Source organism: Pseudomonas sp. LRP2-20 (assembly GCF_024349685.1).
Taxonomy (GTDB): domain Bacteria; phylum Pseudomonadota; class Gammaproteobacteria; order Pseudomonadales; family Pseudomonadaceae; genus Aquipseudomonas.
In genome coordinates this window covers 6,008,185-6,034,532 of the sequence record NZ_AP025944.1, presented here as the reverse complement: position 1 = coordinate 6,034,532, position 26,348 = coordinate 6,008,185, and the positions used below count along the sequence as shown (strand labels likewise).

The 26,348-nt window shown below is 60.0% G+C and carries 26 protein-coding genes; 23 read left to right on the top strand and 3 right to left on the bottom strand.

What is annotated here, in order from left to right; translation table 11 throughout:
- Nucleotides 1–585 precede the first annotated feature (585 nt).
- The 21 genes from rpmH (at nt 586) to glmS (ending at nt 20,860) form a co-directional block, all read left to right on the top strand.
- A complete protein-coding gene (rpmH, locus tag OCX61_RS27185) occupies nt 586–720 on the top strand; it encodes a 50S ribosomal protein L34 (protein WP_003253163.1) in 135 nt (44 codons plus the stop codon).
- Nucleotides 721–733: 13 nt separating this feature from the next.
- On the top strand, nt 734–1,138 hold the full coding sequence (rnpA, locus tag OCX61_RS27180) for a ribonuclease P protein component (protein WP_082433472.1): 405 nt from the start codon (nt 734–736) through the stop codon (nt 1,136–1,138).
- Nucleotides 1,131–1,376, top strand: coding sequence for a membrane protein insertion efficiency factor YidD (gene yidD / locus OCX61_RS27175; RefSeq protein ID WP_079230263.1), 246 nt, complete (start codon nt 1,131–1,133; stop codon nt 1,374–1,376). Before rnpA ends, yidD begins: the two co-directional genes overlap by 8 nt.
- A gap of 2 nt (nt 1,377–1,378) precedes the next feature.
- A complete protein-coding gene (gene yidC / locus OCX61_RS27170; RefSeq protein ID WP_261942119.1) occupies nt 1,379–3,055 on the top strand; it encodes a membrane protein insertase YidC in 1,677 nt (558 codons plus the stop codon).
- Nucleotides 3,056–3,141: 86 nt separating this feature from the next.
- Entirely contained in the window at nt 3,142–4,512 is a 1,371-nt protein-coding gene (gene mnmE / locus OCX61_RS27165; protein WP_261942118.1) for a tRNA uridine-5-carboxymethylaminomethyl(34) synthesis GTPase MnmE, read from the top strand.
- A 581-nt stretch (nt 4,513–5,093) separates the two neighbouring features.
- On the top strand, nt 5,094–6,986 hold the full coding sequence (gene mnmG, locus OCX61_RS27160) for a tRNA uridine-5-carboxymethylaminomethyl(34) synthesis enzyme MnmG (protein ID WP_261942117.1): 1,893 nt from the start codon (nt 5,094–5,096) through the stop codon (nt 6,984–6,986).
- A complete protein-coding gene (gene rsmG / locus OCX61_RS27155) occupies nt 6,983–7,633 on the top strand; it encodes a 16S rRNA (guanine(527)-N(7))-methyltransferase RsmG (RefSeq protein ID WP_261942116.1) in 651 nt (216 codons plus the stop codon). Before mnmG ends, rsmG begins: the two co-directional genes overlap by 4 nt.
- A gap of 18 nt (nt 7,634–7,651) precedes the next feature.
- A complete protein-coding gene (locus tag OCX61_RS27150) occupies nt 7,652–8,443 on the top strand; it encodes a ParA family protein (RefSeq protein WP_012316952.1) in 792 nt (263 codons plus the stop codon).
- Nucleotides 8,444–8,452: 9 nt separating this feature from the next.
- Nucleotides 8,453–9,325, top strand: coding sequence for a ParB/RepB/Spo0J family partition protein (locus tag OCX61_RS27145; RefSeq protein ID WP_261942115.1), 873 nt, complete (start codon nt 8,453–8,455; stop codon nt 9,323–9,325).
- A gap of 149 nt (nt 9,326–9,474) precedes the next feature.
- Complete coding sequence (locus tag OCX61_RS27140) at nt 9,475–9,882, top strand: F0F1 ATP synthase subunit I (protein WP_008092225.1); 408 nt, start codon at nt 9,475–9,477, stop codon at nt 9,880–9,882.
- 16 nt (nt 9,883–9,898) lie between these two features.
- Nucleotides 9,899–10,768, top strand: coding sequence for a F0F1 ATP synthase subunit A (gene atpB / locus OCX61_RS27135; protein ID WP_261942114.1), 870 nt, complete (start codon nt 9,899–9,901; stop codon nt 10,766–10,768).
- 143 nt (nt 10,769–10,911) lie between these two features.
- Nucleotides 10,912–11,169, top strand: a complete 258-nt coding sequence (gene atpE, locus OCX61_RS27130; protein ID WP_003097235.1) for a F0F1 ATP synthase subunit C — start codon at nt 10,912–10,914, stop codon at nt 11,167–11,169.
- Between the two features lie 57 nt (nt 11,170–11,226).
- Nucleotides 11,227–11,697: a F0F1 ATP synthase subunit B gene (locus tag OCX61_RS27125; protein WP_027917106.1), complete on the top strand. Its 471-nt coding sequence runs from the start codon at nt 11,227–11,229 to the stop codon at nt 11,695–11,697.
- Between the two features lie 12 nt (nt 11,698–11,709).
- Nucleotides 11,710–12,246 carry a F0F1 ATP synthase subunit delta gene (locus OCX61_RS27120; RefSeq protein WP_003253191.1) on the top strand — a complete coding sequence of 179 codons (537 nt, stop codon included), beginning with the start codon at nt 11,710–11,712 and terminating at the stop codon, nt 12,244–12,246.
- Between the two features lie 21 nt (nt 12,247–12,267).
- Nucleotides 12,268–13,812: a F0F1 ATP synthase subunit alpha gene (atpA, locus tag OCX61_RS27115; RefSeq protein WP_085676550.1), complete on the top strand. Its 1,545-nt coding sequence runs from the start codon at nt 12,268–12,270 to the stop codon at nt 13,810–13,812.
- Between the two features lie 48 nt (nt 13,813–13,860).
- Nucleotides 13,861–14,721, top strand: a complete 861-nt coding sequence (gene atpG / locus OCX61_RS27110) for a F0F1 ATP synthase subunit gamma (RefSeq protein ID WP_261942113.1) — start codon at nt 13,861–13,863, stop codon at nt 14,719–14,721.
- Nucleotides 14,722–14,748: 27 nt separating this feature from the next.
- A complete protein-coding gene (atpD, locus tag OCX61_RS27105) occupies nt 14,749–16,125 on the top strand; it encodes a F0F1 ATP synthase subunit beta (protein ID WP_085676549.1) in 1,377 nt (458 codons plus the stop codon).
- A 44-nt stretch (nt 16,126–16,169) separates the two neighbouring features.
- Complete coding sequence (locus tag OCX61_RS27100) at nt 16,170–16,589, top strand: F0F1 ATP synthase subunit epsilon (RefSeq protein ID WP_085676548.1); 420 nt, start codon at nt 16,170–16,172, stop codon at nt 16,587–16,589.
- A 121-nt stretch (nt 16,590–16,710) separates the two neighbouring features.
- A complete protein-coding gene (gene glmU / locus OCX61_RS27095) occupies nt 16,711–18,078 on the top strand; it encodes a bifunctional UDP-N-acetylglucosamine diphosphorylase/glucosamine-1-phosphate N-acetyltransferase GlmU (protein ID WP_261942112.1) in 1,368 nt (455 codons plus the stop codon).
- Between the two features lie 167 nt (nt 18,079–18,245).
- A complete protein-coding gene (locus OCX61_RS27090) occupies nt 18,246–19,022 on the top strand; it encodes a DeoR/GlpR family DNA-binding transcription regulator (RefSeq protein ID WP_261942111.1) in 777 nt (258 codons plus the stop codon).
- Nucleotides 19,023–19,024: 2 nt separating this feature from the next.
- Nucleotides 19,025–20,860 (top strand): glutamine--fructose-6-phosphate transaminase (isomerizing), encoded by a 1,836-nt coding sequence (gene glmS, locus OCX61_RS27085; RefSeq protein ID WP_261942110.1) that lies wholly within the window; start codon nt 19,025–19,027, stop codon nt 20,858–20,860.
- Between the two features lie 180 nt (nt 20,861–21,040).
- On the opposite strand, the gene OCX61_RS27080 is transcribed toward glmS, so the two are convergent.
- The gene (locus tag OCX61_RS27080; RefSeq protein ID WP_261942109.1) at nt 21,041–21,475 is read right to left on the bottom strand and encodes a DoxX family protein; all 435 of its coding nucleotides are present in this window, start codon (nt 21,473–21,475) and stop codon (nt 21,041–21,043) included.
- A 326-nt stretch (nt 21,476–21,801) separates the two neighbouring features.
- Here OCX61_RS27080 and OCX61_RS27075 point away from each other — a divergent pair, with 326 nt between their 5' ends.
- Both OCX61_RS27075 and OCX61_RS27070 read left to right on the top strand, forming a co-directional pair.
- Nucleotides 21,802–23,100 carry an MFS transporter gene (locus tag OCX61_RS27075; RefSeq protein ID WP_261942108.1) on the top strand — a complete coding sequence of 433 codons (1,299 nt, stop codon included), beginning with the start codon at nt 21,802–21,804 and terminating at the stop codon, nt 23,098–23,100.
- The gene (locus OCX61_RS27070; RefSeq protein ID WP_261942107.1) at nt 23,097–23,867 is read left to right on the top strand and encodes a substrate-binding domain-containing protein; all 771 of its coding nucleotides are present in this window, start codon (nt 23,097–23,099) and stop codon (nt 23,865–23,867) included. The genes OCX61_RS27075 and OCX61_RS27070 overlap by 4 nt, the downstream gene beginning before the upstream one ends.
- Here OCX61_RS27070 and OCX61_RS27065 read toward each other — a convergent pair.
- A complete protein-coding gene (locus tag OCX61_RS27065; RefSeq protein ID WP_261942106.1) occupies nt 23,853–24,761 on the bottom strand; it encodes a LysR family transcriptional regulator in 909 nt (302 codons plus the stop codon). The genes OCX61_RS27070 and OCX61_RS27065 overlap by 15 nt on opposite strands.
- 73 nt (nt 24,762–24,834) lie before the next feature.
- Nucleotides 24,835–26,235, bottom strand: coding sequence for a dihydrolipoyl dehydrogenase (gene lpdA / locus OCX61_RS27060; protein WP_261942105.1), 1,401 nt, complete (start codon nt 26,233–26,235; stop codon nt 24,835–24,837).
- Between the last annotated feature and the right edge of the window lie 113 nt (nt 26,236–26,348).

The following is a 26,348-nucleotide window of genomic DNA, read 5'->3' as shown; positions in this document are numbered from 1 at the left end:
GGATATCCCCTGAGTTTGAAAGCCGGATGAGGCAAAAACAAACCGCCATTGTACCGGTCGAGTGATCAGTTATCCACATGTGGAAACATTCTGAGCTATGACAAATCAGCCATTTAGCGGCAAAAACGTCTTCCAGCCACTGTGAATAAGGTCTGTGGATAACCAGTCATGAGGGCTATGCACAACCCTGAGGTCAGCCCTGTTGATAACTACGCTGTGGATAACAGTCATTTCTGTCCACAGGCTGTTCCCACGTCCAGCACAGGCGCAGCACCTGTTACCGACAAGGTTTCAAATCTCTGTACACTGCATGAATTCTGGGCTCAAAGCAGTTATCCACAGAAGGTTATCCACCTAAGATCTATAAGTTCTTCAGAAAAGCTTTTTATATGTCTCTTCTTTTTTCTAATCTTGTCGTCCGTTTGCCTGCTCGATCAAGCCTTCCAGCTATCCAACCGCCAAAATGCCTTCCATAAGGAAAGACTGGTTGGAAATTGACCTATGGGCTTGCTTTCTCTAGAATCGCCGATCTCTTAAAAAGGGGGCCATTCCGGCCCGTAGTCGACAAACCCAGGTAACAACACCATGAAACGTACTTTCCAACCAAGCACCATCAAGCGCGCTCGCACCCACGGCTTCCGTGCCCGTATGGCTACCAAGAACGGCCGCGCTGTTCTGTCGCGTCGTCGTGCCAAAGGCCGTAAGCGTCTGGCCATTTGATTTTTCGGCACAGGTGGTGAGTCAGGACTTCAGTCGGGAAAAGCGACTGCTTACACCCCGGCACTTCAAAGCGGTCTTCGACTCCCCAACCGGCAAGGTTCCAGGGAAAAACCTGCTGATCCTTGCTCGCGAGAACGGCCTGGATCACCCGCGCCTCGGCCTGGTGATCGGCAAGAAGAGCGTCAAGCTCGCCGTTCAACGCAATCGCCTCAAGCGCTTGATGCGCGATTCCTTCCGGCTCAATCAGCAATTGCTGGGTGGCCTGGACATAGTGATCGTCGCGCGCAAGGGATTGGGTGAGATAGAAAACCCGGAATTGCACCAACACTTTGGCAAGCTCTGGAAACGTCTGGCGCGCAGCCGGCCAACTCCAGCGGCAAACGCCGATTCCGCAGGGGTAGACAGTCAAAATGCGTAAACTGGCCCTCGTTCCGATCCAGTTTTACCGTTACGCCATCAGTCCCCTGATGGCCAATCACTGTCGTTTCTACCCCAGTTGCTCCTGTTACGCTCTTGAAGCCATTGAAAACCATGGCCTCTTGCGTGGCGGGTGGCTAGCCGTTCGTCGCCTGGGGCGTTGTCATCCGTGGAACGACGGCGGTTTCGATCCCGTTCCCCCCGCTCCTTCCTCCCGAACTTCTTCGATAGCCGAGTAATCATGGATATTAAACGCACGATCCTGATCGTCGCCCTGGCAATCGTGTCCTACGTCATGGTCCTCAAGTGGAACGAGGACTACGGCCAGGCTGCCCTGCCGACTCAGAATACTGCTGCCAGCACCACTGCCCCGGCCTTGCCGGATGGCGTGCCGGCCGGTAATGCCAGCGCCGATGTGCCGAGCGCCAATGCCGAATCCAGCCCTGCCGAACTGGCGCCGGTTGCAGTCAGCAAAGACCTGATCCGGGTCAAGACCGATGTGCTGGACCTGGCTATCGATCCGGTCGGTGGTGACATCGTCCAACTGAACCTGCCGCAATACCCACGTCGCCAGGACCACCCGGACATTCCGTTCCAGCTGTTCGACAACGGCGGGGAACGTGTCTACCTGGCACAAAGTGGCCTGACCGGCGTCAATGGTCCTGATGCCCGTTCGTCCGGCCGCCCGCTGTACGCCGCCGAGCAGAAGAGCTACCAGCTGGCCGACGGCCAGCAACAACTGGTGGTCGACCTGAAGTTCAGCGACAACGGCGTCAACTACATCAAGCGCTTCAGCTTCAAGCGCGGTGAGTACGACCTGACCGTCAGCTACCTGATCGACAACCAGAGCGGCCAGGCCTGGAGCGGCAACATGTTCGCCCAGCTCAAGCGTGACGCCAGCTCCGATCCGTCGTCGAGCACCGCCACTGGTACCGCGACCTACCTTGGCGCTGCCATGTGGACTGCTTCCGAGCCTTACAAAAAAGTCTCGATGAAGGACATCGACAAAGGTAGTTTGAAAGAAAATGTGTCTGGCGGCTGGGTTGCCTGGCTGCAGCACTACTTCGTGACCGCCTGGATTCCGGCCAAATCGGACAACAATGTTGTCCAGACCCGCAAGGACAGCCAGGGTAACTACATCATCGGCTACACCGGCCCGGCCCTCAGCGTTCCAGCGGGTGGCAAGGTCGAAACCAGCGCCATGCTGTACGCCGGTCCGAAGATCCAGTCCAAGCTGAAAGAGTTGTCCCCAGGCCTGGAACTGACCGTCGACTACGGTTTCCTGTGGTTCATCGCCCAACCCATCTTCTGGCTGCTGCAACATATCCACAGCCTGCTGGGTAACTGGGGCTGGTCGATCATCGTGCTGACCATGCTCATCAAGGGCCTGTTCTTCCCGCTGTCGGCTGCCAGCTACCGCTCGATGGCGCGTATGCGCGCCGTGGCGCCGAAGCTTGCTGCACTCAAGGAACGCTTCGGTGACGATCGCCAGAAGATGTCCCAGGCGATGATGGAGCTGTACAAGAAAGAGAAGATCAACCCACTGGGCGGCTGCTTGCCGATCCTGGTGCAGATGCCGGTGTTCCTGTCCCTGTACTGGGTACTGCTGGAAAGCGTCGAGATGCGTCAGGCGCCATGGATGCTGTGGATCACCGACCTGTCGATCAAGGATCCGTTCTTCATCCTGCCGATCATCATGGGCGCCACCATGTTCATCCAGCAGCGTCTGAACCCGACTCCGCCGGATCCGATGCAGGCCAAGGTGATGAAAATGATGCCGATCATCTTCACCTTCTTCTTCCTGTGGTTCCCGGCTGGTCTGGTGCTGTACTGGGTTGTGAACAACTGCCTGTCGATCACTCAGCAGTGGTACATCACCCGCCGTATCGAAGCAGCCACCAAAAAAGCTGCTGCTTGACGGGCTACTGCGCTAGCCTGTGAATAAAAACGCCCCCTCGGGGGCGTTTTTGCTATCTGTCGTTTTTGTCGTAGAGGCTTTCGAGCATGAACACTGTGCGTGAAACCATCGCCGCCATCGCCACCGCCCAAGGCCGCGGAGGCGTCGGTATCGTCAGGCTGTCCGGGCCATTGGCGAGCAAGGCTGGCCAGCTGATCACCGGCCGAACGCTGACGCCACGGCATGCCCACTACGGGCCATTTCGCGACGAGGATGGCCTGGTGCTTGATGAGGGCATTTCGCTGTTCTTCCCAGGGCCCAATTCGTTCACCGGCGAGGATGTACTCGAGCTGCAGGGCCATGGCGGCCCAGTGGTCCTGGATATGCTGCTGCAGCGCTGTGTACAAGTTGGCTGCCGCCTGGCGCGCCCGGGCGAGTTCAGCGAGCGTGCGTTCCTCAACGACAAGCTCGACCTGGCCCAGGCCGAAGCCATCGCCGACCTGATCGAGGCGAGTTCCAGCCAGGCCGCGCGCAACGCCTTGCGCTCGCTGCAGGGGGAATTCTCCAAGCGTGTGCACAGCCTGACAGAGGCGCTGATTGCGTTGCGCATCTACGTCGAGGCAGCGATCGACTTCCCCGAAGAGGAAATCGACTTCCTCGCTGATGGCCATGTGTTGTCGATGCTCGATGCAGTGCGCACCGAGTTATCCACCGTGCAGCGCGAGGCCGGGCAGGGCGCCTTGCTGCGTGACGGTATGACAGTGGTGATCGCGGGGCGGCCGAATGCCGGCAAGTCGAGCTTGCTGAACCAGCTGGCGGGGCGCGAGGCCGCCATCGTCACCGACATCGCCGGCACCACCCGGGACATACTCCGGGAACATATCCACATCGATGGCATGCCGCTGCATGTGGTTGACACTGCAGGCCTGCGGGATACCGATGACCATGTGGAAAAGATCGGCGTGGAACGCGCACTGAAGGCCATCGGCGAGGCTGATCGGGTATTGCTGGTGGTCGATTCCACCGCACCTGAGGCCAGCGACCCGTTCGCCTTGTGGCCCGAGTTTCTCGACCAGCGGCCAGACCCGGCCAAGGTCACGCTGATTCGCAACAAGGCCGATCTCAGTGGTGAACGGGTTGGGTTGGAACAATGCGACGACGGCCATGTGACCATTACCCTGAGTGCCAAGGGGGATCACCAGGGGCTGCAACTGCTGCGTGACCACCTCAAGGCCTGCATGGGTTATGAACAGACCGCCGAAAGCGGTTTCAGCGCCCGCCGGCGTCACCTGGATGCCCTGCGCCAAGCCAGTACGCACCTGGAGCATGGTCGTGCTCAGCTGACCCTGGCGGGAGCGGGTGAATTGCTGGCCGAGGACCTGCGTCAGGCGCAGCAGGCGCTGGGCGAGATCACGGGGGCATTCAGTTCCGATGACCTGTTGGGGCGGATCTTCTCCAGTTTCTGCATCGGCAAGTAATCCACAGCTCGTTAAAACCAAGGCCGCTCCTTCTGGAGCGGCTTTTTTTTGCCTGTGATTTATCCACTCGTCGGATTCGAAACCCCAATTCAGTGCCTCAGTCGACATCTGCAGAAGCGTTCGTCGGCCGTCGAACCATCGCGCTGTCGGTCAATTCAGGGGGACGTAAATTCATCCACAGACACAGAACCCTGTTCGGGAGCCCTGTGGAAAACCCGCCTTCAGCTCCGTTGATAAGCAGGCATTTTTGCTGAGGATAAAGGCGCCTGTGGGTAAACAGCCATTTAATCCACAGGCTAAAAGACGTTATCCATAACCCTCATGGTGGGTAAGCCACAGGGTTTATTTTCACTGTAAGCCAGGTAGGCAGAGGGCTATAGAACGTTATCCACAGACAAGGCTGTGTATAAGAATAAACATAAAAACAAAGCTTTTTTAATTTTCTTCTCTTTGATTTTTGTTGTCTGCCACTCATCCACAGACTGATCAAAATTTGCTCAGACGGTTCCTTTAGAGGGGGGGAAGTCCCTATACTTGTCCGCTTACCTTCTCTATTCGCAAAAACAGGCACGAGGTGCGTGGTGGATTTCCCTTCCCGTTTTGAAGTGATCGTCATCGGCGGCGGCCATGCCGGTACCGAGGCTGCGCTTGCGTCAGCACGCATGGGTGTGAAAACCCTGCTGTTGACCCATAACGTGGAAACCCTCGGTCACATGAGCTGCAACCCCGCCATCGGCGGTATTGGCAAAAGCCATCTGGTCAAAGAGATCGATGCGCTCGGCGGCGCGATGGCGCTGGCCACCGACAAGAGCGGCATCCAGTTCCGCATCCTGAACAACCGCAAGGGTCCGGCCGTACGCGCCACCCGCGCACAGGCCGACCGCGCCATCTACAAGGCGGTGGTCCGCGAGATCCTGGAAAACCAGCCGAACCTGTGGATATTCCAGCAGTCCTGCGACGACCTGATCGTCGAACAGGACCAGGTCAAAGGTGTGGTGACCCAGATGGGCCTGCGCTTCTTCGCCGAATCCGTAGTGCTGACCACCGGTACTTTCCTCGGTGGCCTTATCCACATCGGCCTGCAGAATCATTCCGGTGGTCGCGCCGGTGATCCGCCTTCGATTGCTTTGGCTCACCGCATGCGTGAACTGCCGCTGCGCGTCGGCCGCCTGAAAACCGGTACCCCGCCGCGTATCGACGGGCGTTCCGTGGACTTCTCGGTCATGACCGAGCAACCAGGCGATACGCCGATCCCGGTGATGTCGTTCATGGGCAACGCCCAGATGCACCCGCGCCAGGTGAGCTGCTGGATTACCCACACCAACGCCCGCACCCACGAGATCATTGCCTCGAACCTTGACCGCTCACCGATGTACTCCGGTGTGATCGAAGGTGTCGGCCCACGCTATTGCCCGTCGATCGAAGACAAGATCCACCGCTTCGCCGACAAGGAAAGCCACCAGGTGTTCATCGAGCCAGAAGGCCTGACCACCCACGAGCTGTACCCCAACGGTATTTCCACTTCGCTGCCGTTCGATGTGCAGCTGGAGCTGGTGCGCTCGATCCGCGGGATGGAAAACGCCCACATCGTTCGGCCGGGTTACGCCATCGAGTACGACTACTTCGACCCGCGTGACCTCAAGTACAGCCTGGAGACCAAAGTCATCGGTGGCCTGTTCTTCGCCGGCCAGATCAACGGCACCACCGGCTACGAAGAAGCCGGCGCCCAGGGCCTGCTGGCCGGGACCAACGCTGCGCTGCGTGCGCAAGGCCGCGAAAGCTGGTGCCCGCGCCGCGACGAGGCGTACATCGGCGTATTGGTCGACGACCTGATTACCCTGGGTACCCAGGAGCCGTACCGGATGTTCACGTCGCGTGCCGAATACCGGCTGATCCTGCGCGAGGACAACGCTGACCTGCGCCTGACCGAGAAAGGTCGCGAGCTCGGCCTGATCGACGACGAGCGCTGGGCCGCGTTCTGCGCCAAGCGCGACGGCATCGAGCGTGAAGAACAACGCCTGAAGTCGACCTGGGTACGCCCGAACACCGAGCAGGGCCGAGCCATTGTGGATAAGTTCGGCACCCCACTGGCCCACGAGTACAGCCTGCTCAACCTGCTGGCCCGGCCAGAGATCGACTATGCCGGGCTGATCGAAGCGACCGGCGGTGAAGTGATCGATCCACAGGTCGCCGAGCAGGTAGAGATCAAGACCAAGTACGCCGGTTACATCGATCGTCAGCAGCATGAGATCGCCCGTCTGCGCGCCAGCGAAGACACCCGCCTGCCTGTGGATATCGACTACACCACGATTTCCGGGCTGTCGAAGGAAATCCAGGGCAAGCTCGGCCAGACCCGTCCTGAGACGCTGGGCCAGGCTTCGCGTATCCCCGGCGTCACCCCGGCGGCGATTTCCCTGTTGCTGATTCATCTGAAAAAACGCGGCGCTGGCCGCGAATTGGAGCAAAGCGCTTGAGTTCCCTGGTCACCCCGCAACACGCCGAAGAGTTGTCCACAGGTGCGCGCCAGCTCGGTGTCGAGCTGAGCGCCGAGCAGCAGGAGAAGCTGCTGGGCTACCTGGCCCTGTTGATCAAATGGAACAAAGCCTACAACCTCACTGCCGTGCGCGATCCGGACGAGATGGTTTCCCGCCATCTGCTCGACAGTCTCAGTGTCATGTCGTTTATCCACAGCGAGCGTGACAACTGGCTGGATGTTGGCAGCGGCGGTGGCATGCCCGGCATCCCTTTGGCTATCCTGCATCCGCACAAGCAGGTGACGGTACTGGACGCCAATGGCAAGAAGACCCGCTTCCTGACCCAGGTGAAGATGGAACTGAAACTGGACAACCTCACGGTTATCCACAGCCGGGTCGAAGCCTTTAAGCCCTCGCTACCGTTCAGCGGGATCATCTCCCGCGCCTTCAGCAGCATGGAGAACTTCACCAACTGGACCCGCCATCTGGGCGACACCGGGACGCAATGGCTTGCAATGAAGGGGCTGCATCCTGCCGATGAACTGGTAGCATTGCCCGCAGACTTCACAGTGGAAAGCGAGCAGGCCCTGACCGTTCCAGGTTGCCAGGGCCAGCGCCATCTGCTGATACTGCGCCGCAAGGCTTGATTGGGAACACACGCAACAATGGCTAAGGTATTCGCAATCGCGAACCAGAAAGGTGGGGTCGGCAAGACCACCACCTGTATCAACCTCGCAGCATCGCTGGCCGCGACCAAGCGTCGTGTGCTGCTGATCGACCTCGATCCGCAGGGCAACGCGACCATGGGCAGCGGTGTGGACAAACACGAACTCGAGCATTCGGTCTATGACCTGCTGATCGGGGAATGCGACCTTGCCCAGGCCATGCACTACTCCGAGCACGGCGGCTTCCAGTTGCTGCCGGCCAACCGCGACCTGACCGCTGCGGAAGTGGTGCTGCTGGAAATGCAGGTCAAGGAGAGCCGCCTGCGCAACGCGCTGGCGCCGATCCGCGAGAACTACGATTTCATCCTCATCGACTGCCCGCCGTCGCTGTCGATGCTGACGCTCAACGCGCTGGTCGCCTCCGATGGCGTGATCATCCCGATGCAGTGCGAGTACTACGCACTCGAAGGGCTCAGCGACCTTGTGGATAACATCAAGCGCATCGCTGCCCGGTTGAACCCGGAGCTGAAGATCGAAGGCCTGCTGCGCACCATGTACGACCCGCGCCTGAGCCTGAACAACGATGTTTCGGCGCAGCTCAAGGAACACTTCGGCGAACAGCTGTACGACACGGTCATCCCGCGCAACATCCGCCTGGCCGAGGCCCCGAGCTTCGGCATGCCGGCGCTGGCCTACGACAAGCAATCGCGTGGCGCACTGGCCTATCTGGCCCTGGCCGGGGAACTGGTACGCCGTCAACGCCGTCAATCACGCACTGCACAAACAACTTAAGGAATCCGTATGGCCGTCAAGAAACGGGGTCTCGGACGTGGGTTGGATGCTCTGCTCAGTGGTCCTTCCGTCAGCGCGCTCGAAGCGCAGGCTGTGAAGATCGACCAGAAAGAACTGCAACACCTGCCCGTCGAACTGATCCAGCGCGGCAAGTACCAGCCGCGCCGCGACATGGACCCCGAGGCACTGGAAGAACTCGCGCACTCGATTCGCAACCATGGGGTGATGCAGCCGATCGTGGTTCGCCCGATCGACGGTAGCCGCTATGAGATCATTGCCGGTGAGCGCCGCTGGCGCGCCACCCAGCAGGCCGGTCTCGACACCATCCCGGCGATGGTGCGCGAAGTGCCGGATGAAGCCGCCATCGCCATGGCGCTGATCGAGAACATTCAGCGCGAGGACCTCAACCCGCTGGAAGAAGCCCTGGCCCTGCAGCGCCTGCAGCAGGAGTTCGAGCTGACCCAGCAACAGGTGGCCGATGCCGTGGGCAAGTCGCGGGTGACCGTGGCCAACCTGCTGCGCCTGATCTCGCTGCCCGAGGCGATCAAGACCATGCTCGCCCACGGCGACCTGGAAATGGGCCATGCCCGTGCCTTGCTCGGCCTCGAGGAAGATCGTCAGGAAGAGGGGGCGCGTCATGTTGTCGCACGTGGCCTCACCGTGCGCCAAACCGAGGCACTGGTCCGTCAGTGGCTCAATGGCAAGCCTGAGCCGGTCGAACCGAGCAAACCTGATCCGGACATCGCGCGCCTTGAACAACGGCTCGCAGAGCGCCTGGGCTCTGCCGTGCAGATACGCCACGGCAACAAGGGCAAAGGCCAGTTGGTTATTCGCTACAACTCGCTTGACGAGTTGCAAGGCGTGCTTGCTCACATCCGCTGAAACAATTCCTGTTGTAGCGCGCAGTCGGAAATCACTACCGAAGAGTTGAATAGGGGTTAATCCACCCCTATACTCTGCGCGCATTTTGTCGGCACAAATTATGCCAAGTCATAACTGACTTGTTGGTCGACTTCCGAGGAGCAGTTGTGATGGAAATCCGCACGCCAAACCGCCTGCCTTTCCATCGCTGGGCGGTTTTTCCGGTACTGCTGGCTCAATTCGTCGTACTGCTGCTGGCAACCTTGGTGTTGTGGCAGTGGAAAGGGGCGGTCAGTGGATATTCAGGCCTTTGCGGAGGTTTGATTGCCTGGCTGCCCAATGTGTATTTCGCCTGGAAGGCTTTTCGCTTCAGCGGAGCTCGGGCGGCACAAGCTATCGTCAAGTCGTTTTACGCTGGCGAGGCAGGCAAGATGATTTTGACGGCAGTGCTATTTGCACTGACCTTCGCAGGAGTGAAGCCACTGGCGCCGTTAGCAGTATTCGGCGTCTTCGTGTTGACCCTTTTGGTCAGCTGGTTCGCGCCCCTGCTGATGAATAAAAGACTTTCGAGACCTTAGGGCGTTTGAGGCAACCATGGCAGCAGAAACCGCTTCGGGCTATATCCAGCACCACTTGCAGAACCTGACCTACGGTCAACTACCAGACGGCAGCTGGGGCTTTGCCCATTCGGCTGCAGAAGCCAAGGCAATGGGCTTCTGGGCGTTCCACCTGGACACCCTGGGTTGGTCCGTCGCGCTGGGTCTGATCTTCCTGTTCATCTTCCGCATGGCGGCCAAGAAGGCGACTTCCGGCCAACCAGGCGGCCTGCAGAACTTCGTGGAAGTGCTGGTGGACTTCGTCAACGGCAGCGTGAAGGACTCCTTCCACGGCCGTAGCCCGGTGATCGCCCCGCTGGCGCTGACCATCTTCGTCTGGGTGTTCCTGATGAACGCCATCGACCTGGTACCGGTCGACTGGATTCCTCAGCTGGCCATCCTGATTTCCGGTGACCCGCACATTCCGTTCCGCGCCGTGTCGACCACCGACCCGAACGCGACCCTGGCCATGGCCTTCTGCGTGTTCGCCCTGATCATCTTCTACAGCATCAAGGTCAAGGGCCTGGGCGGCTTCATCGGTGAACTCACCCTGCACCCGTTCGGCAGCAAGAACATCTTCCTGCAGATCCTGCTGATCCCGGTCAACTTCCTGCTGGAATTCGTCACCCTGATCGCCAAGCCGATCTCGCTGGCACTGCGTCTTTTCGGCAACATGTACGCCGGCGAGCTGGTGTTCATCCTGATCGCCGTGATGTTCGGCGCCGGCATCCTCTGGCTGAGCGGCCTGGGTGTCGTGCTGCAGTGGGCGTGGGCTGTGTTCCACATCCTGATCATCACGCTGCAAGCTTTCATCTTCATGATGCTGACCATCGTCTACCTGTCGATGGCTCATGAAGATAACCATTAAGACCGCCTGGCGTGTCTTGTAGCCTTCCCCGCTCGTTTGGGGGGAGGGCTTTAAAAGTCCGCAAGGGCAGCTGTACCAAACGATTTGTTTTACCGCTTCAACTTAAAAACCTAACCAATACGACGTAAAAGTCGGGAGGAAAGATGGAAACTGTAGTTGGTCTGACCGCTATCGCTGTTGCTCTGCTGATCGGCCTGGGTGCTCTGGGTACCGCCATTGGTTTCGGCCTGCTGGGCGGCAAGTTCCTGGAAGGCGCTGCTCGTCAGCCTGAGATGGTTCCGATGCTGCAGGTCAAAATGTTCATCGTTGCCGGTCTGCTCGACGCCGTAACCATGATCGGTGTTGGTATCGCTCTGTTCTTCACCTTCGCGAATCCGTTCGTTGGTCAGATCGCCGGCTAATCACTCGTAACCACGAGTTGATGGCTGTGATGAATTAAGACCGAGCGAGGTGTTGGCGTGAACATTAATGCAACCCTGATTGGCCAATCCGTTGCCTTCCTGATTTTTGTACTCTTCTGCATGAAGTACGTATGGCCTCCGGTCATCACTGCCCTGCAAGAGCGCCAAAAGAAGATTGCCGACGGCTTGGACGCTGCCAACCGCGCAGCTCGCGACCTGGAGCTGGCCCAAGAGAAAGTGGGTCAGCAACTGCGTGAAGCTAAAGCACAGGCAGCCGAAATCATTGAGCAAAGCAAGAAACGCGCTGCTCAGCTTGTCGAGGAAGCCCGTGATCAGGCCCGCGTCGAAGCTGACCGTGTGAAGGCTCAGGCTCTGGCCGAGATCGAACAGGAACTGAACAGCGCTAAAGACGCTCTGCGTGCCCAAGTGGGTGCTCTGGCCGTTGGTGGTGCTGAAAAGATCCTTGGCGCCACAATCGATCAAAACGCGCATGCGGAGCTGGTTAACAAACTGGCCGCTGAAATTTAAGCGAGGGCGATCATGGCAGAACTGACCACGTTGGCCCGACCTTACGCTAAGGCTGCCTTTGAGCATGCCCAGGCCCATCAGCAACTGGCCAATTGGTCAGCCATGCTCGGCCTGGCTGCTGCGGTGTCGCAAGACGACACCATGCAGCGCCTGCTCAAGGCCCCGCGACTGACGAGCGCAGAAAAGGCCGCCACGTTCATTGACGTGTGCGGTGACAAGTTCAATGCACAGGCACAGAATTTCATTCATGTTGCCGCGGAAAACGACCGTCTCCTGCTGTTGCCGGAGATTGCCGCCCTCTTCGACCTGTACAAGGCCGAGCAAGAGAAATCCGTGGACGTGGAAGTCACCAGTGCCTTCGCGTTGAACCAAGAACAGCAAGACAAACTCGCCAAGGTTCTCAGTGCACGGTTAGGCCAGGAAGTGCGCCTGCACGCGTCGGAGGATGCCAGCCTGATTGGCGGCGTCGTCATCCGCGCTGGTGACCTGGTAATCGATGGCTCTGTTCGCGGCAAGATCGCGAAACTGGCCGAAGCATTGAAATCTTGAGTTTGAAGGGGCAGCAGAGCAATGCAGCAACTCAATCCTTCCGAAATTAGTGAAATCATCAAGGGCCGCATCGACAACCTCGATGTGAGCTCCCAAGCCCGTAACGAAGGTACCGTTGTTTCGGTATCCGACGGTATCGTGCGGATCCACGGTCTGGCCGACGTCATGTACGGCGAAATGATCGAGTTCCCTGGCAGCGTTTTCGGCATGGCCCTGAACCTGGAGCAAGACTCCGTAGGTGCAGTGATCCTGGGTGCCTATGACACCCTCGCCGAAGGCATGAGCGCCAAGTGCACCGGCCGCATCCTGGAAGTTCCGGTTGGTAAGGAACTGCTGGGTCGCGTCGTTGACGCACTGGGCAACCCGATCGACGGCAAAGGTCCTCTGGGCAACACCCAGACCGACGCGGTCGAGAAAGTGGCCCCAGGCGTGATCTGGCGTAAGTCGGTAGACCAGCCTGTACAGACTGGCTACAAGTCCGTCGACGCCATGATCCCAGTCGGCCGTGGCCAGCGTGAGCTGATCATCGGTGACCGCCAGATCGGCAAGACCGCCATGGCCATCGACGCCATCATCAACCAGAAAGATTCCGGTATTTTCTGTGTTTATGTTGCAGTCGGCCAGAAGCGTTCCACCGTTGCCAACATCGTTCGCAAGCTGGAAGAAGCCGGCGCCCTGGCCAACACCATCGTGGTCGTTGCCAGTGCTTCGGAATCCGCCGCACTGCAGTTCCTGGCGCCATACGCCGGCTGCACCATGGGCGAGTTCTTCCGTGACCGCGGTGAAGACGCCCTGATCGTTTACGATGACCTGTCCAAGCAGGCCGTTGCCTACCGTCAGATCTCCCTGCTGCTGCGTCGTCCACCAGGACGTGAAGCGTACCCAGGCGACGTTTTCTATCTCCACTCCCGTCTGCTGGAGCGTGCATCGCGCGTTTCGGAAGAGTACGTCGAGAAGTTCACCAACGGCGCAGTCACTGGCAAGACCGGTTCCCTGACCGCCCTGCCGATCATCGAAACCCAGGCTGGCGACGTTTCCGCGTTCGTTCCGACCAACGTGATTTCCATCACCGACGGTCAGATCTTCCTGGAATCGGCCATGTTCAACTCGGGCATCCGCCCTGCAGTGAACGCCGGTGTTTCGGTATCCCGCGTAGGTGGTGCCGCTCAGACCAAGATCATCAAGAAGCTGTCCGGTGGTATTCGTACCGCTCTGGCTCAGTACCGTGAACTGGCTGCATTCGCCCAGTTCGCTTCCGATCTGGACGAAGCGACCCGCAAGCAGCTGGAGCATGGTCAGCGCGTAACCGAGCTGATGAAGCAGAAGCAGTACGCGCCAATGTCCATCGCGGACATGGCCCTGTCGCTGTACGCCGCTGAGCGTGGTTTCCTGACTGACGTGGAAGTCTCCAAGGTTGGTAGCTTCGAGCAAGCACTGATCGCCTACTTCAACCGTGATCACGCCGAACTGATGGCGAAGATCAACGTGAAGGGTGACTTCAACGACGAAATCGACGCTGGCATGAAAGCCGGTATCGAGAAGTTCAAGGCCACCCAGACCTGGTAAGCCGCAGCGGGGGCTCCGGCCCCCGCTTGCTAACCTGATAGGTGATACATGGCAGGCGCAAAAGAGATTCGCAGTAAGATTGCGAGCATCAAAAGCACGCAAAAAATTACCAGCGCCATGGAGAAAGTGGCGGTCAGCAAGATGCGCAAGGCACAAATGCGCATGGCTGCTAGCCGTCCTTACGCGGAGCGTATCCGCCAGGTGATCGGTCATCTGGCCAACGCCAACCCGGAATACCGTCACCCGTTCATGATCGAGCGCCCTGTAAAGCGCGCCGGTTATATCGTGGTGAGCAGTGACCGTGGTCTGTGCGGTGGCTTGAACACCAACCTGTTCAAGGCCCTGGTCAAGGACATGAACGAAAACCGCGAACAGGGCGTTGAAATCGACCTGTGCGTGATCGGCAGCAAGGGTGCGGCATTCTTCCGCAACTTTGGCGGCAACGTCGTAGCCGCGATCAGCCACCTGGGCGAAGAGCCATCGATCAACGATCTGATCGGCTCCGTCAAAGTGATGCTGGACGCCTACCTGGACGGCCGTATCGATCGCCTCTCGGTGGTTTCGAACAAGTTCATCAACACCATGACCCAAAAACCGACGGTCGAGCAATTGGTACCGTTGGTGGCAACCCCGGATCAGGATCTCAAGCATCACTGGGACTACCTGTACGAACCCGACGCAAAAGAGCTGCTGGACGGCTTGATGGTGCGTTACGTGGAGTCGCAGGTGTACCAGGCGGTGGTCGAGAACAACGCTGCTGAACAAGCGGCCCGGATGATCGCCATGAAGAACGCCACAGACAACGCCGGTGATTTGATCAAAGAGCTTCAGTTGATCTACAACAAGGCGCGTCAGGCTGCGATCACCCAGGAGATCTCGGAAATCGTCGGCGGCGCTGCCGCGGTTTAACGGTTCAAAAATTCAGAGGATCCAGCTATGAGTAGCGGACGTATCGTTCAAATCATCGGCGCCGTCATCGACGTGGAATTCCCACGTGACGTCGTGCCGAGTGTTTACAACGCGCTGAAAGTACAAGGCGCGGAAACCACCCTCGAAGTTCAGCAGCAGCTGGGCGACGGCGTGGTTCGTACCATTGCGATGGGCTCGACCGAAGGCCTGAAGCGCGGTCTGGATGTCGTCGACACCGGTGCTGCCATTTCCGTTCCAGTTGGTAAGGCCACCCTGGGCCGTATCATGGACGTTCTGGGCAACCCAATCGACGAAGCCGGCCCGATCGGCGAAGACGAGCGTCGCGGTATCCACCAGCCAGCGCCTTCGTTCGCTGACCAGGCAGGCGGCAACGACCTGCTGGAAACCGGCATCAAGGTTATCGACCTGGTTTGCCCGTTCGCCAAGGGTGGTAAGGTTGGTCTGTTCGGTGGTGCCGGTGTCGGCAAGACCGTAAACATGATGGAACTGATCCGTAACATCGCCATGGAACACAGCGGTTACTCCGTGTTCGCTGGTGTGGGTGAGCGTACTCGTGAGGGTAACGACTTCTACCACGAGATGAAGGACTCCAACGTTCTCGACAAAGTAGCACTGGTCTACGGTCAGATGAACGAGCCACCAGGAAACCGTCTGCGCGTAGCGCTGACCGGCCTGACCATGGCTGAGAAGTTCCGTGACGAAGGTAACGACGTTCTGCTGTTCGTCGACAACATCTATCGTTACACCCTGGCCGGTACCGAAGTATCCGCACTGCTGGGCCGTATGCCTTCGGCAGTAGGTTACCAGCCGACCCTGGCTGAAGAGATGGGCGTTCTGCAAGAGCGCATCACCTCCACCAAGGAAGGTTCGATCACCTCCGTCCAGGCCGTATACGTACCTGCGGACGACTTGACCGACCCGTCGCCAGCGACCACCTTCGCCCACTTGGACGCCACCGTCGTTCTGTCCCGTGACATCGCCTCCCTGGGTATCTACCCAGCGGTTGACCCACTGGACTCGACTTCGCGCCAGCTGGACCCGAACGTGATCGGCAACGAGCACTACGAGACCGCTCGTGGCGTTCAGTATGTTCTGCAGCGCTACAAAGAGCTGAAGGACATCATCGCGATCCTGGGTATGGACGAACTGTCCGAAGCCGACAAGCAACTGGTAGCCCGCGCTCGTAAGATCCAGCGCTTCCTGTCGCAGCCGTTCTTCGTGGCCGAAGTCTTCACCGGTTCGCCAGGCAAGTACGTTTCCCTGAAAGACACCATCGCTGGCTTCAGCGGCATCCTCAAAGGTGACTACGACCACCTGCCAGAACAAGCGTTCTACATGGTCGGCAGCATCGACGAAGCGATCGAGAAAGCCAAGAAACTGTAATCCCGGCGCCCCGCAAGGGGCGCTAATCAGGTTGAGGCAAGCAGATGGCTATGACAGTCCATTGCGATATCGTCAGCGCGGAAGGAGAAATCTTCTCCGGCCTGGTCGAGATGGTAGTAGCGCACGGCAACCTGGGCGATCTTGGTATCGCTCCAGGCCACGCCCCGCTGATCACCAATCTCAAGCCTGGTCCGATCACGCTGACCAAGCAAGGTGGCGATCGTGAGGTGTACTACATCTCCGGTGGCTTCCTCGAAGTGCAGCCGAACATGGTCAAGGTTCTTGCCGACACCGTGCAGCGCGCTGCCGACCTGGACGAAGCTCAGGCTCAGGAAGCCCTCAAGGCTGCTGAGAACGCCCTGAACGCGAAAAGCTCGGACTTCGACTACGGTGCTGCTGCCGCACGTCTGGCCGAGGCTGCAGCTCAGCTGCGTACCGTCCAGCAATTGCGCAAGGGCAAGTAATCCGGTTCAGGCCGCATACTTCCGTTGCAATTGAGTTAAAGGGTAGCCTCGGCTACCCTTTTTCTTTTTCCGAATTCTTCTCAGGTCACGTCCCTGACCGCCCAGGATTGGTAGCCAGTCAATGTCCCTTGATATCGTTATTCTCGCCGCTGGCCAAGGCACCCGCATGCGCTCGGCGCTGCCCAAGGTGCTGCACCCGGTAGCCGGCAATTCCATGCTCGGCCACGTTATCCACAGCGCGCGCCAGCTACAGCCACAAGGCATTCATGTGGTGATCGGCCACGGTGCCGAGTTGGTACGTGAACGCCTGGCAGCCGATGACCTGAATTTCGTCATGCAGGACAAGCAGCTGGGTACGGGCCATGCCGTCGCCCAGGCATTGCCGGCGATCAGCGCCGACACGGTGCTGGTGCTTTACGGCGATGTGCCGCTGATCGAAGTGGAAACCCTGCAACGCCTGCTGGCCAAGGTCAGCGACAAGCAACTGGGGCTGCTTACGGTTACCCTGCAGGACCCGACCGGTTATGGTCGCATCGTGCGTGATGGCGAAGGCCAGGTGACCGCTATCGTCGAGCACAAGGATGCCAGCGAAGCGCAGAAGGCAATCAAGGAAGGCAATACCGGCATCCTGGCCCTGCCGGCCGCGCGCCTGGCCGACTGGATGGGCCGCCTGTCGAACAACAATGCGCAGGGCGAGTACTACCTCACTGACGTCATCGCCATGGCGGTGGCCGATGGCTTGGTGGTCGTCACCGAACAGCCGCACGACCCGATGGAAGTGCAGGGTGCCAATGACCGTCGCCAGCTGGCGGAACTCGAGCGCCACTACCAGCTGCGCGAAGGCCGCCGGCTGATGGCCCAGGGTGTCACCCTGCGCGACCCGGCGCGCTTTGATGTACGGGGCGAAGTGACCGTTGGTCGCGACGTGCTGATCGACATCAACGTGATTCTCGAAGGCAAGGTGGTCATCGAGGACGATGTGCAGATCGGCCCCAACTGCGTGATCAAGGACAGCACCCTGCGCAAGGGTGCGATCATCAAGGCCAACACTCATCTTGACGGTGCGGTGATGGGCGAGGGCAGCGATGCCGGCCCGTTCGCCCGCCTGCGCCCGGGCAGCGTGCTTGAAGCCAAGGCCCATGTGGGTAACTTCGTCGAACTGAAGAACGCCCACCTGGGCGAGGGCGCCAAGGCCGGTCACCTGACCTACCTGGGCGATGCCGAGATCGGTGCCCGCACCAACATCGGCGCCGGTACCATCACCTGCAACTACGATGGCGCCAACAAGTTCAAGACAGTGATGGGGGAGGACGTGTTCATCGGCTCCAACAACTCGCTGGTGGCGCCTGTGGAGATCAAGGCCGGCGCGACCACTGCGGCCGGTTCGACCATCACCCAGGCCGTCGAAGCGGGTGACCTGGCGGTGGCGCGTGCGCGCCAGCGCAACATCTCGGGCTGGAAGCGGCCGGAGAAGATCAAGAAAAGCTGAGTTATACACAGCTGCCTGGATCGAAAGCCGACTTATGTGAATAAGTCGGCTTTTTTATTGGCCAATGCATGGGGTGGTCGGTAAAGGTATTTATCCACACCTTGACGAATCGGCCATCTTAGGTTTTGATTGCAACCATTATCTTTCGAATCGAAACTTAAAAGCTCATGTCGAAACGAAACACCCCCCAGCGCCGCCACAACATCCTGGCCATGCTCAGCGAGCAGGGCGAGGTGAGTGTGGATGCCTTGGCCAAGCGATTCGAAACCTCGGAAGTGACCATTCGCAAGGACCTTGCGGCGCTGGAAGCCAACGGCCTGCTGCTGCGCCGCTACGGCGGTGCGGTACCGGTGCCGCAGGAGATGCTCGGTGAACCGGCGCAACCGGTGTCTGCCTACAAGCAGGCTATCGCCCGCGCGGCGGTCGGGCGTATTCGCGAGCATGCGCGGATCATCATCGACAGTGGCAGCACTACCGCTGCCATGATCCCGGAACTGGGCCGCCAGCCCGGTCTGGTGGTGATGACCAACTCGCTGAATGTGGCCCGCGCCATCAGCGAGATCGAACACGAACCGGTGCTGCTGATGACCGGTGGCACCTGGGACCCGCATTCAGAGTCGTTCCAGGGCCAGGTCGCCGAGCAGGTACTACGCTCTTACGATTTCGACCAGCTGTTCATTGGTGCCGACGGCATCGACCTGCAGCGCGGCACCACCACCTTCAATGAACTGCTTGGCCTGAGCCGAGTGATGGCCGAGGTGGCCCGCGAGGTGATCGTGATGGTCGAGTCCGACAAGGTCGGGCGCAAGATCCCCAATCTCGAGCTGCCCTGGGGCAGCGTGCACACCCTTATTACAGACGAACGCCTGCCCGCAGCGGCACGCGAACAGATTCAAGCCCGCGGCATCAACCTGATCTGCGCCGCGATCAGCCAGGAGCAATAATCATGTGTGGAATCGTTGGTGCCGTAGCCGAGCGCAACATCACTGCCATTCTCATCGAAGGCCTCAAGCGTCTTGAATATCGCGGGTACGACAGTGCCGGCCTGGCCGTCTACACCCAGCAGGGCGAGCTGCAGCGCCGCCGCCGCATCGGCAAGGTCGCCGAGCTGGAAGCTGCAATTGCCGCCGAGCCGCTGAACGGCCAGCTGGGTATCGCCCACACCCGTTGGGCCACCCACGGTGCGCCGACCGAAGGCAACGCCCACCCGCATTTCTCCGGCAACGAAGTGGCGGTGGTGCACAACGGCATCATTGAAAACCACGAAGAGCTGCGTGAAGAGCTGAAAGGTCTGGGGTACGTGTTTGCCTCGCAGACCGACACTGAAGTCATCGTGCACCTGATCCACCATACGCTGAAGACTCTCCCCGACCTCGCCGAGGCGCTGAAGTCTGCGGTCAAGCGCCTGCACGGTGCCTATGGCCTGGCGCTGATCAGCGTGAAACAGCCTGATCGCCTGGTAGCCGCGCGCAGCGGCAGCCCGCTGGTGATCGGCCTGGGTCATGGCGAAAACTTCCTCGCCTCCGACCAACTGGCACTGCGCCAGGTCACCGACCGCTTCATGTACCTGGAGGAGGGCGATATCGCCGAGATCCGCCGCGACCAGGTGAAGGTCTGGGACCAGGCTGGCCAGGCGGTGCAGCGTGAAACGGTGCAGTACCACGAAGGCGCCGAAGCGGCCGACAAGGGCGCCTATCGCCACTTCATGCTCAAGGAGATCCACGAGCAGCCGACCGTGGTCCAGCGCACCTTGGAAGGCCGCCTGGGCAAGGACCATGTGATGGTCCAGGCGTTCGGCCCGCAGGCTGCCGAGCTGTTCGGCAAGGTGCGCAACGTACAGATCGTCGCCTGTGGTACCAGCTACCACGCCGGCATGGTCGCCCGTTACTGGCTGGAAAGCCTGGCCGGCATTCCTTGCCAGGTCGAAGTGGCCAGCGAGTTCCGTTATCGCAAGGTGGTGGTGCAGCCAGACACCCTGTTCGTGTCGATCTCCCAGTCCGGCGAAACCGCCGACACCCTGGCCGCCCTGCGCAACGCCAAGGAACTGGGCTTCCTCGGTAGCCTGGCCATCTGCAACGTCGGCATCAGCTCGCTGGTGCGTGAGTCCGACCTGACCCTGCTGACCCTGGCCGGTCCAGAAATTGGCGTGGCCTCGACCAAGGCCTTCACCACCCAGCTGGTTTCGCTGATGCTGCTGACCCTGGCCCTGGGCCAGGTGCGTGGCACCCTCGAAGCGGGCGTCGAAGCCGGGTTGGTGGAAGAACTGCGTCGCCTGCCAGCCCGCCTGGGCGAGGCCCTGGCCATGGACAGCACGGTGGAGAAAACCGCCGAACTGTTCGCCGACAAGCACCACACCCTGTTCCTCGGCCGTGGTGCACAGTACCCGGTGGCCATGGAAGGTGCGCTGAAGCTCAAGGAGATCTCCTACATCCACGCCGAAGCCTACCCGGCAGGTGAGCTCAAGCACGGCCCGCTGGCGCTTGTGGATAACGACATGCCAGTGGTGACCGTGGCGCCGAACAACGAACTGCTGGAGAAACTCAAGTCCAACCTGCAGGAAGTTCGCGCCCGCGGTGGTGAACTGGTGGTGTTCGCCGACGAGAATGCCGGCATGAGCAACGGCGAAGGCACCCACGTGATCAAGGTGCCGCACATCGTCGACGAGCTGGCGCCGATTCTCTACACCATCCCGCTGCAGCTGCTGTCGTATTACGTGGCAGTGCTCAAGGGCACTGACGTCGACCAGCCGCGTAACCTGGCGAAGTCGGTGACTGTGGAATAAGCGAGTCGATGGTCGAAGCTGAAATATGGCTACTTTGCGGTCGCGCAGTGAACGGATTGTCGCAAGCGCGGCTCCGACACGTACAGCGCACGCCTGGAAGGTGGTCATAATCCTGTAGGAGCGGCTAATGAAAAGCCCCGGCTAATAGCCGGGGCTTTTCATTTGTGCGATCAGTATGTTTCAAGCTGCTTTCAGCACAGTCTTCCCTGCCGCCCGTGCTTTGATGTTGCCGATCAGCGCATCCACGCTCAATGCACCCCCGCCGAACGCTGCAATCTGCAACAGGCCGCCTGCGATTGAGATGTTCTTGAAGAAGTTGATGAACTGCCCTTGGTCCGCCAGGTTGTTGTGGAAGGCGAAGGCTGCCATCACGGTGAAGAGCGCCATGACCACCGCGACGATGCGGGTTTGAAAGCCGATGATCAGCAGTGCTGCGAGGCCGAGTTCAACACCCAGTGCGGCCAGGTAGCTCAGTACCGGGAAGGGCAGGCCGCTCGATTCGATATAGGCAATGGTGCCCTCAGGCGAAGTCAGCTTGCTGAAGCCGCTGAGCAGGAAGAGCACCGCCAGCAACACACGACCGACGACAGCAGTTGTACCTTTGAAATTGTTCATCTTGTAGCTCCTGATACTTGAGTTCGAATGGCTCACCGCGCTGTGCCCGGTGGCGTTGTCTGCGGTATGGGGCCATTCTGAAGCGCAATATCAGCCAAGACAATTAGGCTGGAAAGTGAATAATTGTTCCGTAAATTGGGACAATTTGACCTGCCCTTTTTGCGCCTAATCGTTCACATCCACTGCTCAGGAAAACGGAGCACGGGCCTCATTGATCTCATCAGCGCATCAATTAATGAAAAATGAACGATTATCCCGAGCCTCGCTTTCGACGATCATGCTGGAAATAAGCACTTACAATTATTAAGAAACGCTGGAGATCCACCATGAGTCTGCCATCAAGCTCGGCGTCCGAGGGCAAGTCCAAGGCCGGAATGGTCTTCCGGGTAACGTCCGGAAACTTCCTCGAACAGTTCGACTTCTTCCTGTTCGGCTTCTATGCCACGCACATCGCCGGGGCCTTCTTCCCTGCCTCCAATGAATTCGCCTCGTTGATGATGACCTTCGCCGTGTTCGGTGCAGGCTTCCTCATGCGCCCGCTGGGTGCGGTGATCCTGGGTGCCTACATTGATGACGTGGGCCGGCGCAAAGGGCTGATCGTCACCCTGGCGATCATGGCCAGCGGTACCTTGCTGATCGTGCTGGTGCCCGGCTACGCCAGCATCGGGCTATTGGCCCCGGCGCTGGTGCTGATCGGGCGCTTGCTGCAAGGGTTCTCGGCCGGTGCCGAGTTGGGTGGCGTGTCGGTATATCTGGCGGAAATGGCAACGCCCGGGCACAAGGGCTTCTATGCCAGCTGGCAGTCCGCCAGCCAGCAGGTGGCGATCGTCGTCGCCGCAGCGCTGGGCTTTGCCCTGAATGAATGGTTGACTGCCGCCGAAATCGCCCAATGGGGCTGGCGTGTGCCATTTGCTGTGGGCTGCATGATCATCCCGGTGATCTTCCTGCTGCGGCGCAGCCTGCAGGAGACCGAGGAGTTCGCCGCTCGCGAGCATCGTCCAACCATGAAACAGGTGCTGGCCACGCTTGCCGCGAACTCCGCAGTAGTGCTGTTCGGCATGCTGATGGTGGCCATGACCACCACCGCCTTCTACATGATCACGGTTTATGCACCGACCTTCGGCAAGACCGTACTGCAACTGAGTACCGGCGATGCCCTGCTGGTGACCTTGTTGACCGCGGTGTCGAACTTCATCTGGCTGCCTATCGGCGGCGCTCTCAGCGACCGCCTCGGGCGCAAGCCGCTGCTGCTGGCCATGTCGCTGCTGACCTTGATCACCGCTTACCCGGCGCTGACCTATCTGGCTCAATCGCCTACCTTTGGCCACATGCTGGAAGTGCTGCTGTGGTTCTCGTTCCTGTACGGCATGTACAACGGTGCGATGATCCCGGCGCTGACTGAAATCATGCCGGTGGAAGTCCGTGTGGCAGGTTTCTCCCTGGCCTATAGCCTGGCGACCGCCTTGTTCGGCGGTTTCACCCCGGCCATCTCGACCTGGATGATCCACGTCACCAACGACAAGGCCGCTCCGGCCTACTGGATGATGTTCGCCGCGCTCTGTGCATTCGTCGCCACCTGGATGCTCTACCGTCGCCTGGCCAACCGCGCAGCGGTGATCGCATGAGGGCTTCGTTGAAAGCGTTGCTGGCCGCTACTTTGTTCGCCAGCTGCAGCCTTGCCCAGGCTGCCGAACTGACTGTGATGACCTCGGGCGGCTTCACTGCCGCCTACAAGCAGCTGGGGCCGAAGTATGCAGCGCAGAGCGGCGATACGCTGGTCACCGTGCTGGGCCCCTCCATGGGCAAGGCACCTGAGGCGATACCCAACCGCCTAGCTCGGGGCGAGCATGCCGATGTGGTGATCATGGTCGGCTATGCGCTGGACGAACTGATCCGCCAGGGCAAGGTGGACCCGGCCCCACGCGTGGAACTGGCTGATTCGCGCATCGGCATGGTGGTCAAGCAGGGCCAGGCCAAGCCTGATATCGCCACTCCTGATCAGCTGAAGCAGACACTGCTGGCGGCAAAGTCGGTGGCCTATTCGGACAGCGCCAGTGGCGTGTATATCGAGAAGGAGCTGTACAAGAAGCTGGGTATCGAGAACCAGCTGGTCGGTAAGAGCACGATGGTGGAACGTATTCCGGTGGCGTCGCAGGTGGCTCAGGGCACCTATGAGCTTGGCTTCCAGCAGGTTGCCGAATTGTTGCCAGTGCCGGGTGTCACCTTCGTGGGCAAGATTCCGGAAAACCTGCAGTCGGTGACCCGCTTCGCCGGCGGTATTCCGAAAGGCGCCGAGCATCCGGCCGAAGCGAAACAGCTGCTGGATTACCTGGCTTCGCCTACCGTGCAGCCTGATGTGCGGGCCACCGGGCTGGATTCAGTCGCCCGGTAACACCCCGGGCAGTTCGCGAATCAACCTGACCATCTCAAGCGCCGCAGGTGTCAATGTGCGCCCGCGGCGCTTGAGCAGGCCCATCTTGCGGCTGACCTGCGGTTCGACCAGTGCAATGCTGGCGAGGATCGGATGCGGCGTCAGCGGCAGGGCGATCGATGGCACCGCCGCAATACCCAGCCCCGCTTCGATCAGGCCAAGCAGGGTGGTTACATGCCTGGCTTCGCAAACACTCTCCTTGCTGACCTGCATCCCCGCCAGCGCCCGATCCAGTACCAGGCGGTTGCCAGACGACTTGCCCAGGCTGATGTAGTCATGTTCGTAGGCTTGTGCCCAGGTCACCTCGTCCAGCTTGGCCAGCGGATGGTCCTGGCGGCAGGCAATGACGTAGCGCTCCTCGAGCAAGTCGCTGAATTCGATTTCTGGTGCGAGGTTGCCGGTGAAACTCAGGCCGAAGTCCGCTTCGCCGGAGGCCACGGCGGCACTGACTTCGTTGGCGGAGGCGTCGTACAGGTTGATCCGGACTTTCGGGTACTGCGCATGGAAGGCACGGATCGCATGGGGCATGAAGTAATAGGCGGCAGATGGCACGCAGGCGATGGTCAGGGTACCGGTGCGCAGCGAGCCACCATCGCCGACGCTCAGCAGCGCCAGGTCCAGGTCGTCCAGCAGCCGCTCGACCTGGGGCAGGAACGCCCGCCCGACATTGGTCAGCGACACTTTGCGCGTGGTGCGTTCGAGCAGCTTCACGCCCAGTGCCGACTCAAGTTTTTCGATGCGCCGGCTCAACGCTGACTGGGTGATGCGGATGGTGTCGGCGGCGCGGCGGAAGCTGCCTTGCTCGACGACAGCGCGGAAAGCTTGCAGGTCATTCAGATCGAAGTTGATGCTCAACCGGTGGCTCCGCTGGTTTGATCGAAAGCGTGCATCAATGGTATTTCGAAAAAACCGGCGGAGCCAGCGGGGGTCAGATCTGCATGGCCATGCCGTGCACGTTCATCGCTGCCTGGCGCAGGGCTTCGGAGCGGGTCGGGTGCGGGTGGCAGATCAGGGCGATGTCTTCAGCCGAGGCGGCGAACTCCATGGCCACGCAGAATTCGCCAATCATCTCGCTGACACTCGGACCGACCAGGTGCACGCCGAGCACTTCATCGGTGTTGGCATCGGCGATGACCTTGGCGAAGCCTTCGGTCTCGTGGTTGATCTTGGCGCGGCTGTTGGCGGTGAAGGGAAACTTGCCGACCTTGTAGGCGCGGCCTTCGGCCTTCAACTGCTCTTCGGTCTTGCCGACGGTAGCCAGTTCCGGACGGGTGTAGATCACGCCTGGGATCAGGTTGTAGTTCACTTCATGCGGCTTGCCGGCGATACGCTCGATGCAGGCGACCGCTTCGTCTTCAGCCTTGTGCGCCAGCATCGGGCCGGAGGTGACGTCGCCGATCACCCACACACCTGGCACCGAGGTACGGTGGTGGTCGTTGCTCAGCGTGCCGCGCTTGTCGGTTTCCAGCCCTACGCTCTCAAGGTTAAGGCCCTTGGTATAAGGACGACGGCCGATCGCGACCAGCACGTAGTCAGCCTGCAGGGTTTCGGCGGCACCGCCAGCGGCCGGCTCGAGGGTCAGGCTGACACCGTCGGCTTCACTCTTCGCCTGGGTGACCTTGCTGCCCAGCTTGAAGGCCATGCCTTGCTTGGCCAGGGCTTTCTGCAGGGTCTTGGCGGTTTCTTCATCAGTGCCAGGGCAGATGCGGTCGAGGTACTCGATGACGGTGACTTGTGCACCCAGCCGGCGCCATACCGAACCCAGTTCCAGGCCGATGACGCCCGCGCCGATCACCACCAGATGCTTGGGTACCTGTGGCAAAGACAGGGCACCGGTGGAGTCGATGATGCGCTGGTTGTCGATGGTCACGCCGGGCAGGGGAGTGGGCTCGGAGCCAGTGGCGATGACGATGTCCTTGGCCTGCAGGGCGGTCTCGCTGCCATCTTCAGCCTTGACGATGACCTTGCCGACACCATCCAGCCGGCCCCAGCCTTTCACCCAGTCGACCTTGTTCTTGCGGAACAGGTATTCGATGCCCTTGGTCAGGCCGGTGACGCTCTCGTCCTTCTGTTTCATCATCTGGGCGAGGTTGAGCGTTGGCTTCACTTCAATGCCGAGGTGGGCGAACTCGTCGCCGCTGGCGGCTTCATAAAGCTCCGACGCGTGCAGCAATGCCTTGGACGGCATGCAACCGACGTTCAGGCAGGTGCCACCGAGGGTCGAGCGGCCTTCCACGCAGGCGACGCTGAGGCCCAGTTGGCCGGCGCGGATCGCTGCGTTGTAGCCGCCAGGGCCGCCGCCAATGATCACCACGTCATAGGATTTCATGGGTTTTGTACTCCAGATGAGGAAGCGCGAGAGGGGCATAAGGTTAAGCTGAGAAGGCTGGATTGTATACAATCTGTTGCTTTCATCAGATCAGTTGGTTCTAGACCTTGGTC

Coding starts and splice junctions, on each gene's coding strand:
- rpmH (WP_003253163.1), top strand. CDS start 586: ATGAAACGTACTTTCCAACCAAGCACCATCAAGCGCGCTCGCACCCAC.
- yidD (WP_079230263.1), top strand. CDS start 1,131: ATGCGTAAACTGGCCCTCGTTCCGATCCAGTTTTACCGTTACGCCATC.
- yidC (WP_261942119.1), top strand. CDS start 1,379: ATGGATATTAAACGCACGATCCTGATCGTCGCCCTGGCAATCGTGTCC.
- mnmE (WP_261942118.1), top strand. CDS start 3,142: ATGAACACTGTGCGTGAAACCATCGCCGCCATCGCCACCGCCCAAGGC.
- OCX61_RS27150 (WP_012316952.1), top strand. CDS start 7,652: ATGGCTAAGGTATTCGCAATCGCGAACCAGAAAGGTGGGGTCGGCAAG.
- OCX61_RS27145 (WP_261942115.1), top strand. CDS start 8,453: ATGGCCGTCAAGAAACGGGGTCTCGGACGTGGGTTGGATGCTCTGCTC.
- OCX61_RS27140 (WP_008092225.1), top strand. CDS start 9,475: ATGGAAATCCGCACGCCAAACCGCCTGCCTTTCCATCGCTGGGCGGTT.
- atpB (WP_261942114.1), top strand. CDS start 9,899: ATGGCAGCAGAAACCGCTTCGGGCTATATCCAGCACCACTTGCAGAAC.
- atpE (WP_003097235.1), top strand. CDS start 10,912: ATGGAAACTGTAGTTGGTCTGACCGCTATCGCTGTTGCTCTGCTGATC.
- OCX61_RS27120 (WP_003253191.1), top strand. CDS start 11,710: ATGGCAGAACTGACCACGTTGGCCCGACCTTACGCTAAGGCTGCCTTT.
- atpA (WP_085676550.1), top strand. CDS start 12,268: ATGCAGCAACTCAATCCTTCCGAAATTAGTGAAATCATCAAGGGCCGC.
- atpG (WP_261942113.1), top strand. CDS start 13,861: ATGGCAGGCGCAAAAGAGATTCGCAGTAAGATTGCGAGCATCAAAAGC.
- atpD (WP_085676549.1), top strand. CDS start 14,749: ATGAGTAGCGGACGTATCGTTCAAATCATCGGCGCCGTCATCGACGTG.
- OCX61_RS27100 (WP_085676548.1), top strand. CDS start 16,170: ATGGCTATGACAGTCCATTGCGATATCGTCAGCGCGGAAGGAGAAATC.
- glmU (WP_261942112.1), top strand. CDS start 16,711: ATGTCCCTTGATATCGTTATTCTCGCCGCTGGCCAAGGCACCCGCATG.
- OCX61_RS27090 (WP_261942111.1), top strand. CDS start 18,246: ATGTCGAAACGAAACACCCCCCAGCGCCGCCACAACATCCTGGCCATG.
- glmS (WP_261942110.1), top strand. CDS start 19,025: ATGTGTGGAATCGTTGGTGCCGTAGCCGAGCGCAACATCACTGCCATT.
- OCX61_RS27080 (WP_261942109.1), bottom strand. CDS start 21,475: ATGAACAATTTCAAAGGTACAACTGCTGTCGTCGGTCGTGTGTTGCTG.
- OCX61_RS27075 (WP_261942108.1), top strand. CDS start 21,802: ATGAGTCTGCCATCAAGCTCGGCGTCCGAGGGCAAGTCCAAGGCCGGA.
- OCX61_RS27070 (WP_261942107.1), top strand. CDS start 23,097: ATGAGGGCTTCGTTGAAAGCGTTGCTGGCCGCTACTTTGTTCGCCAGC.
- lpdA (WP_261942105.1), bottom strand. CDS start 26,235: ATGAAATCCTATGACGTGGTGATCATTGGCGGCGGCCCTGGCGGCTAC.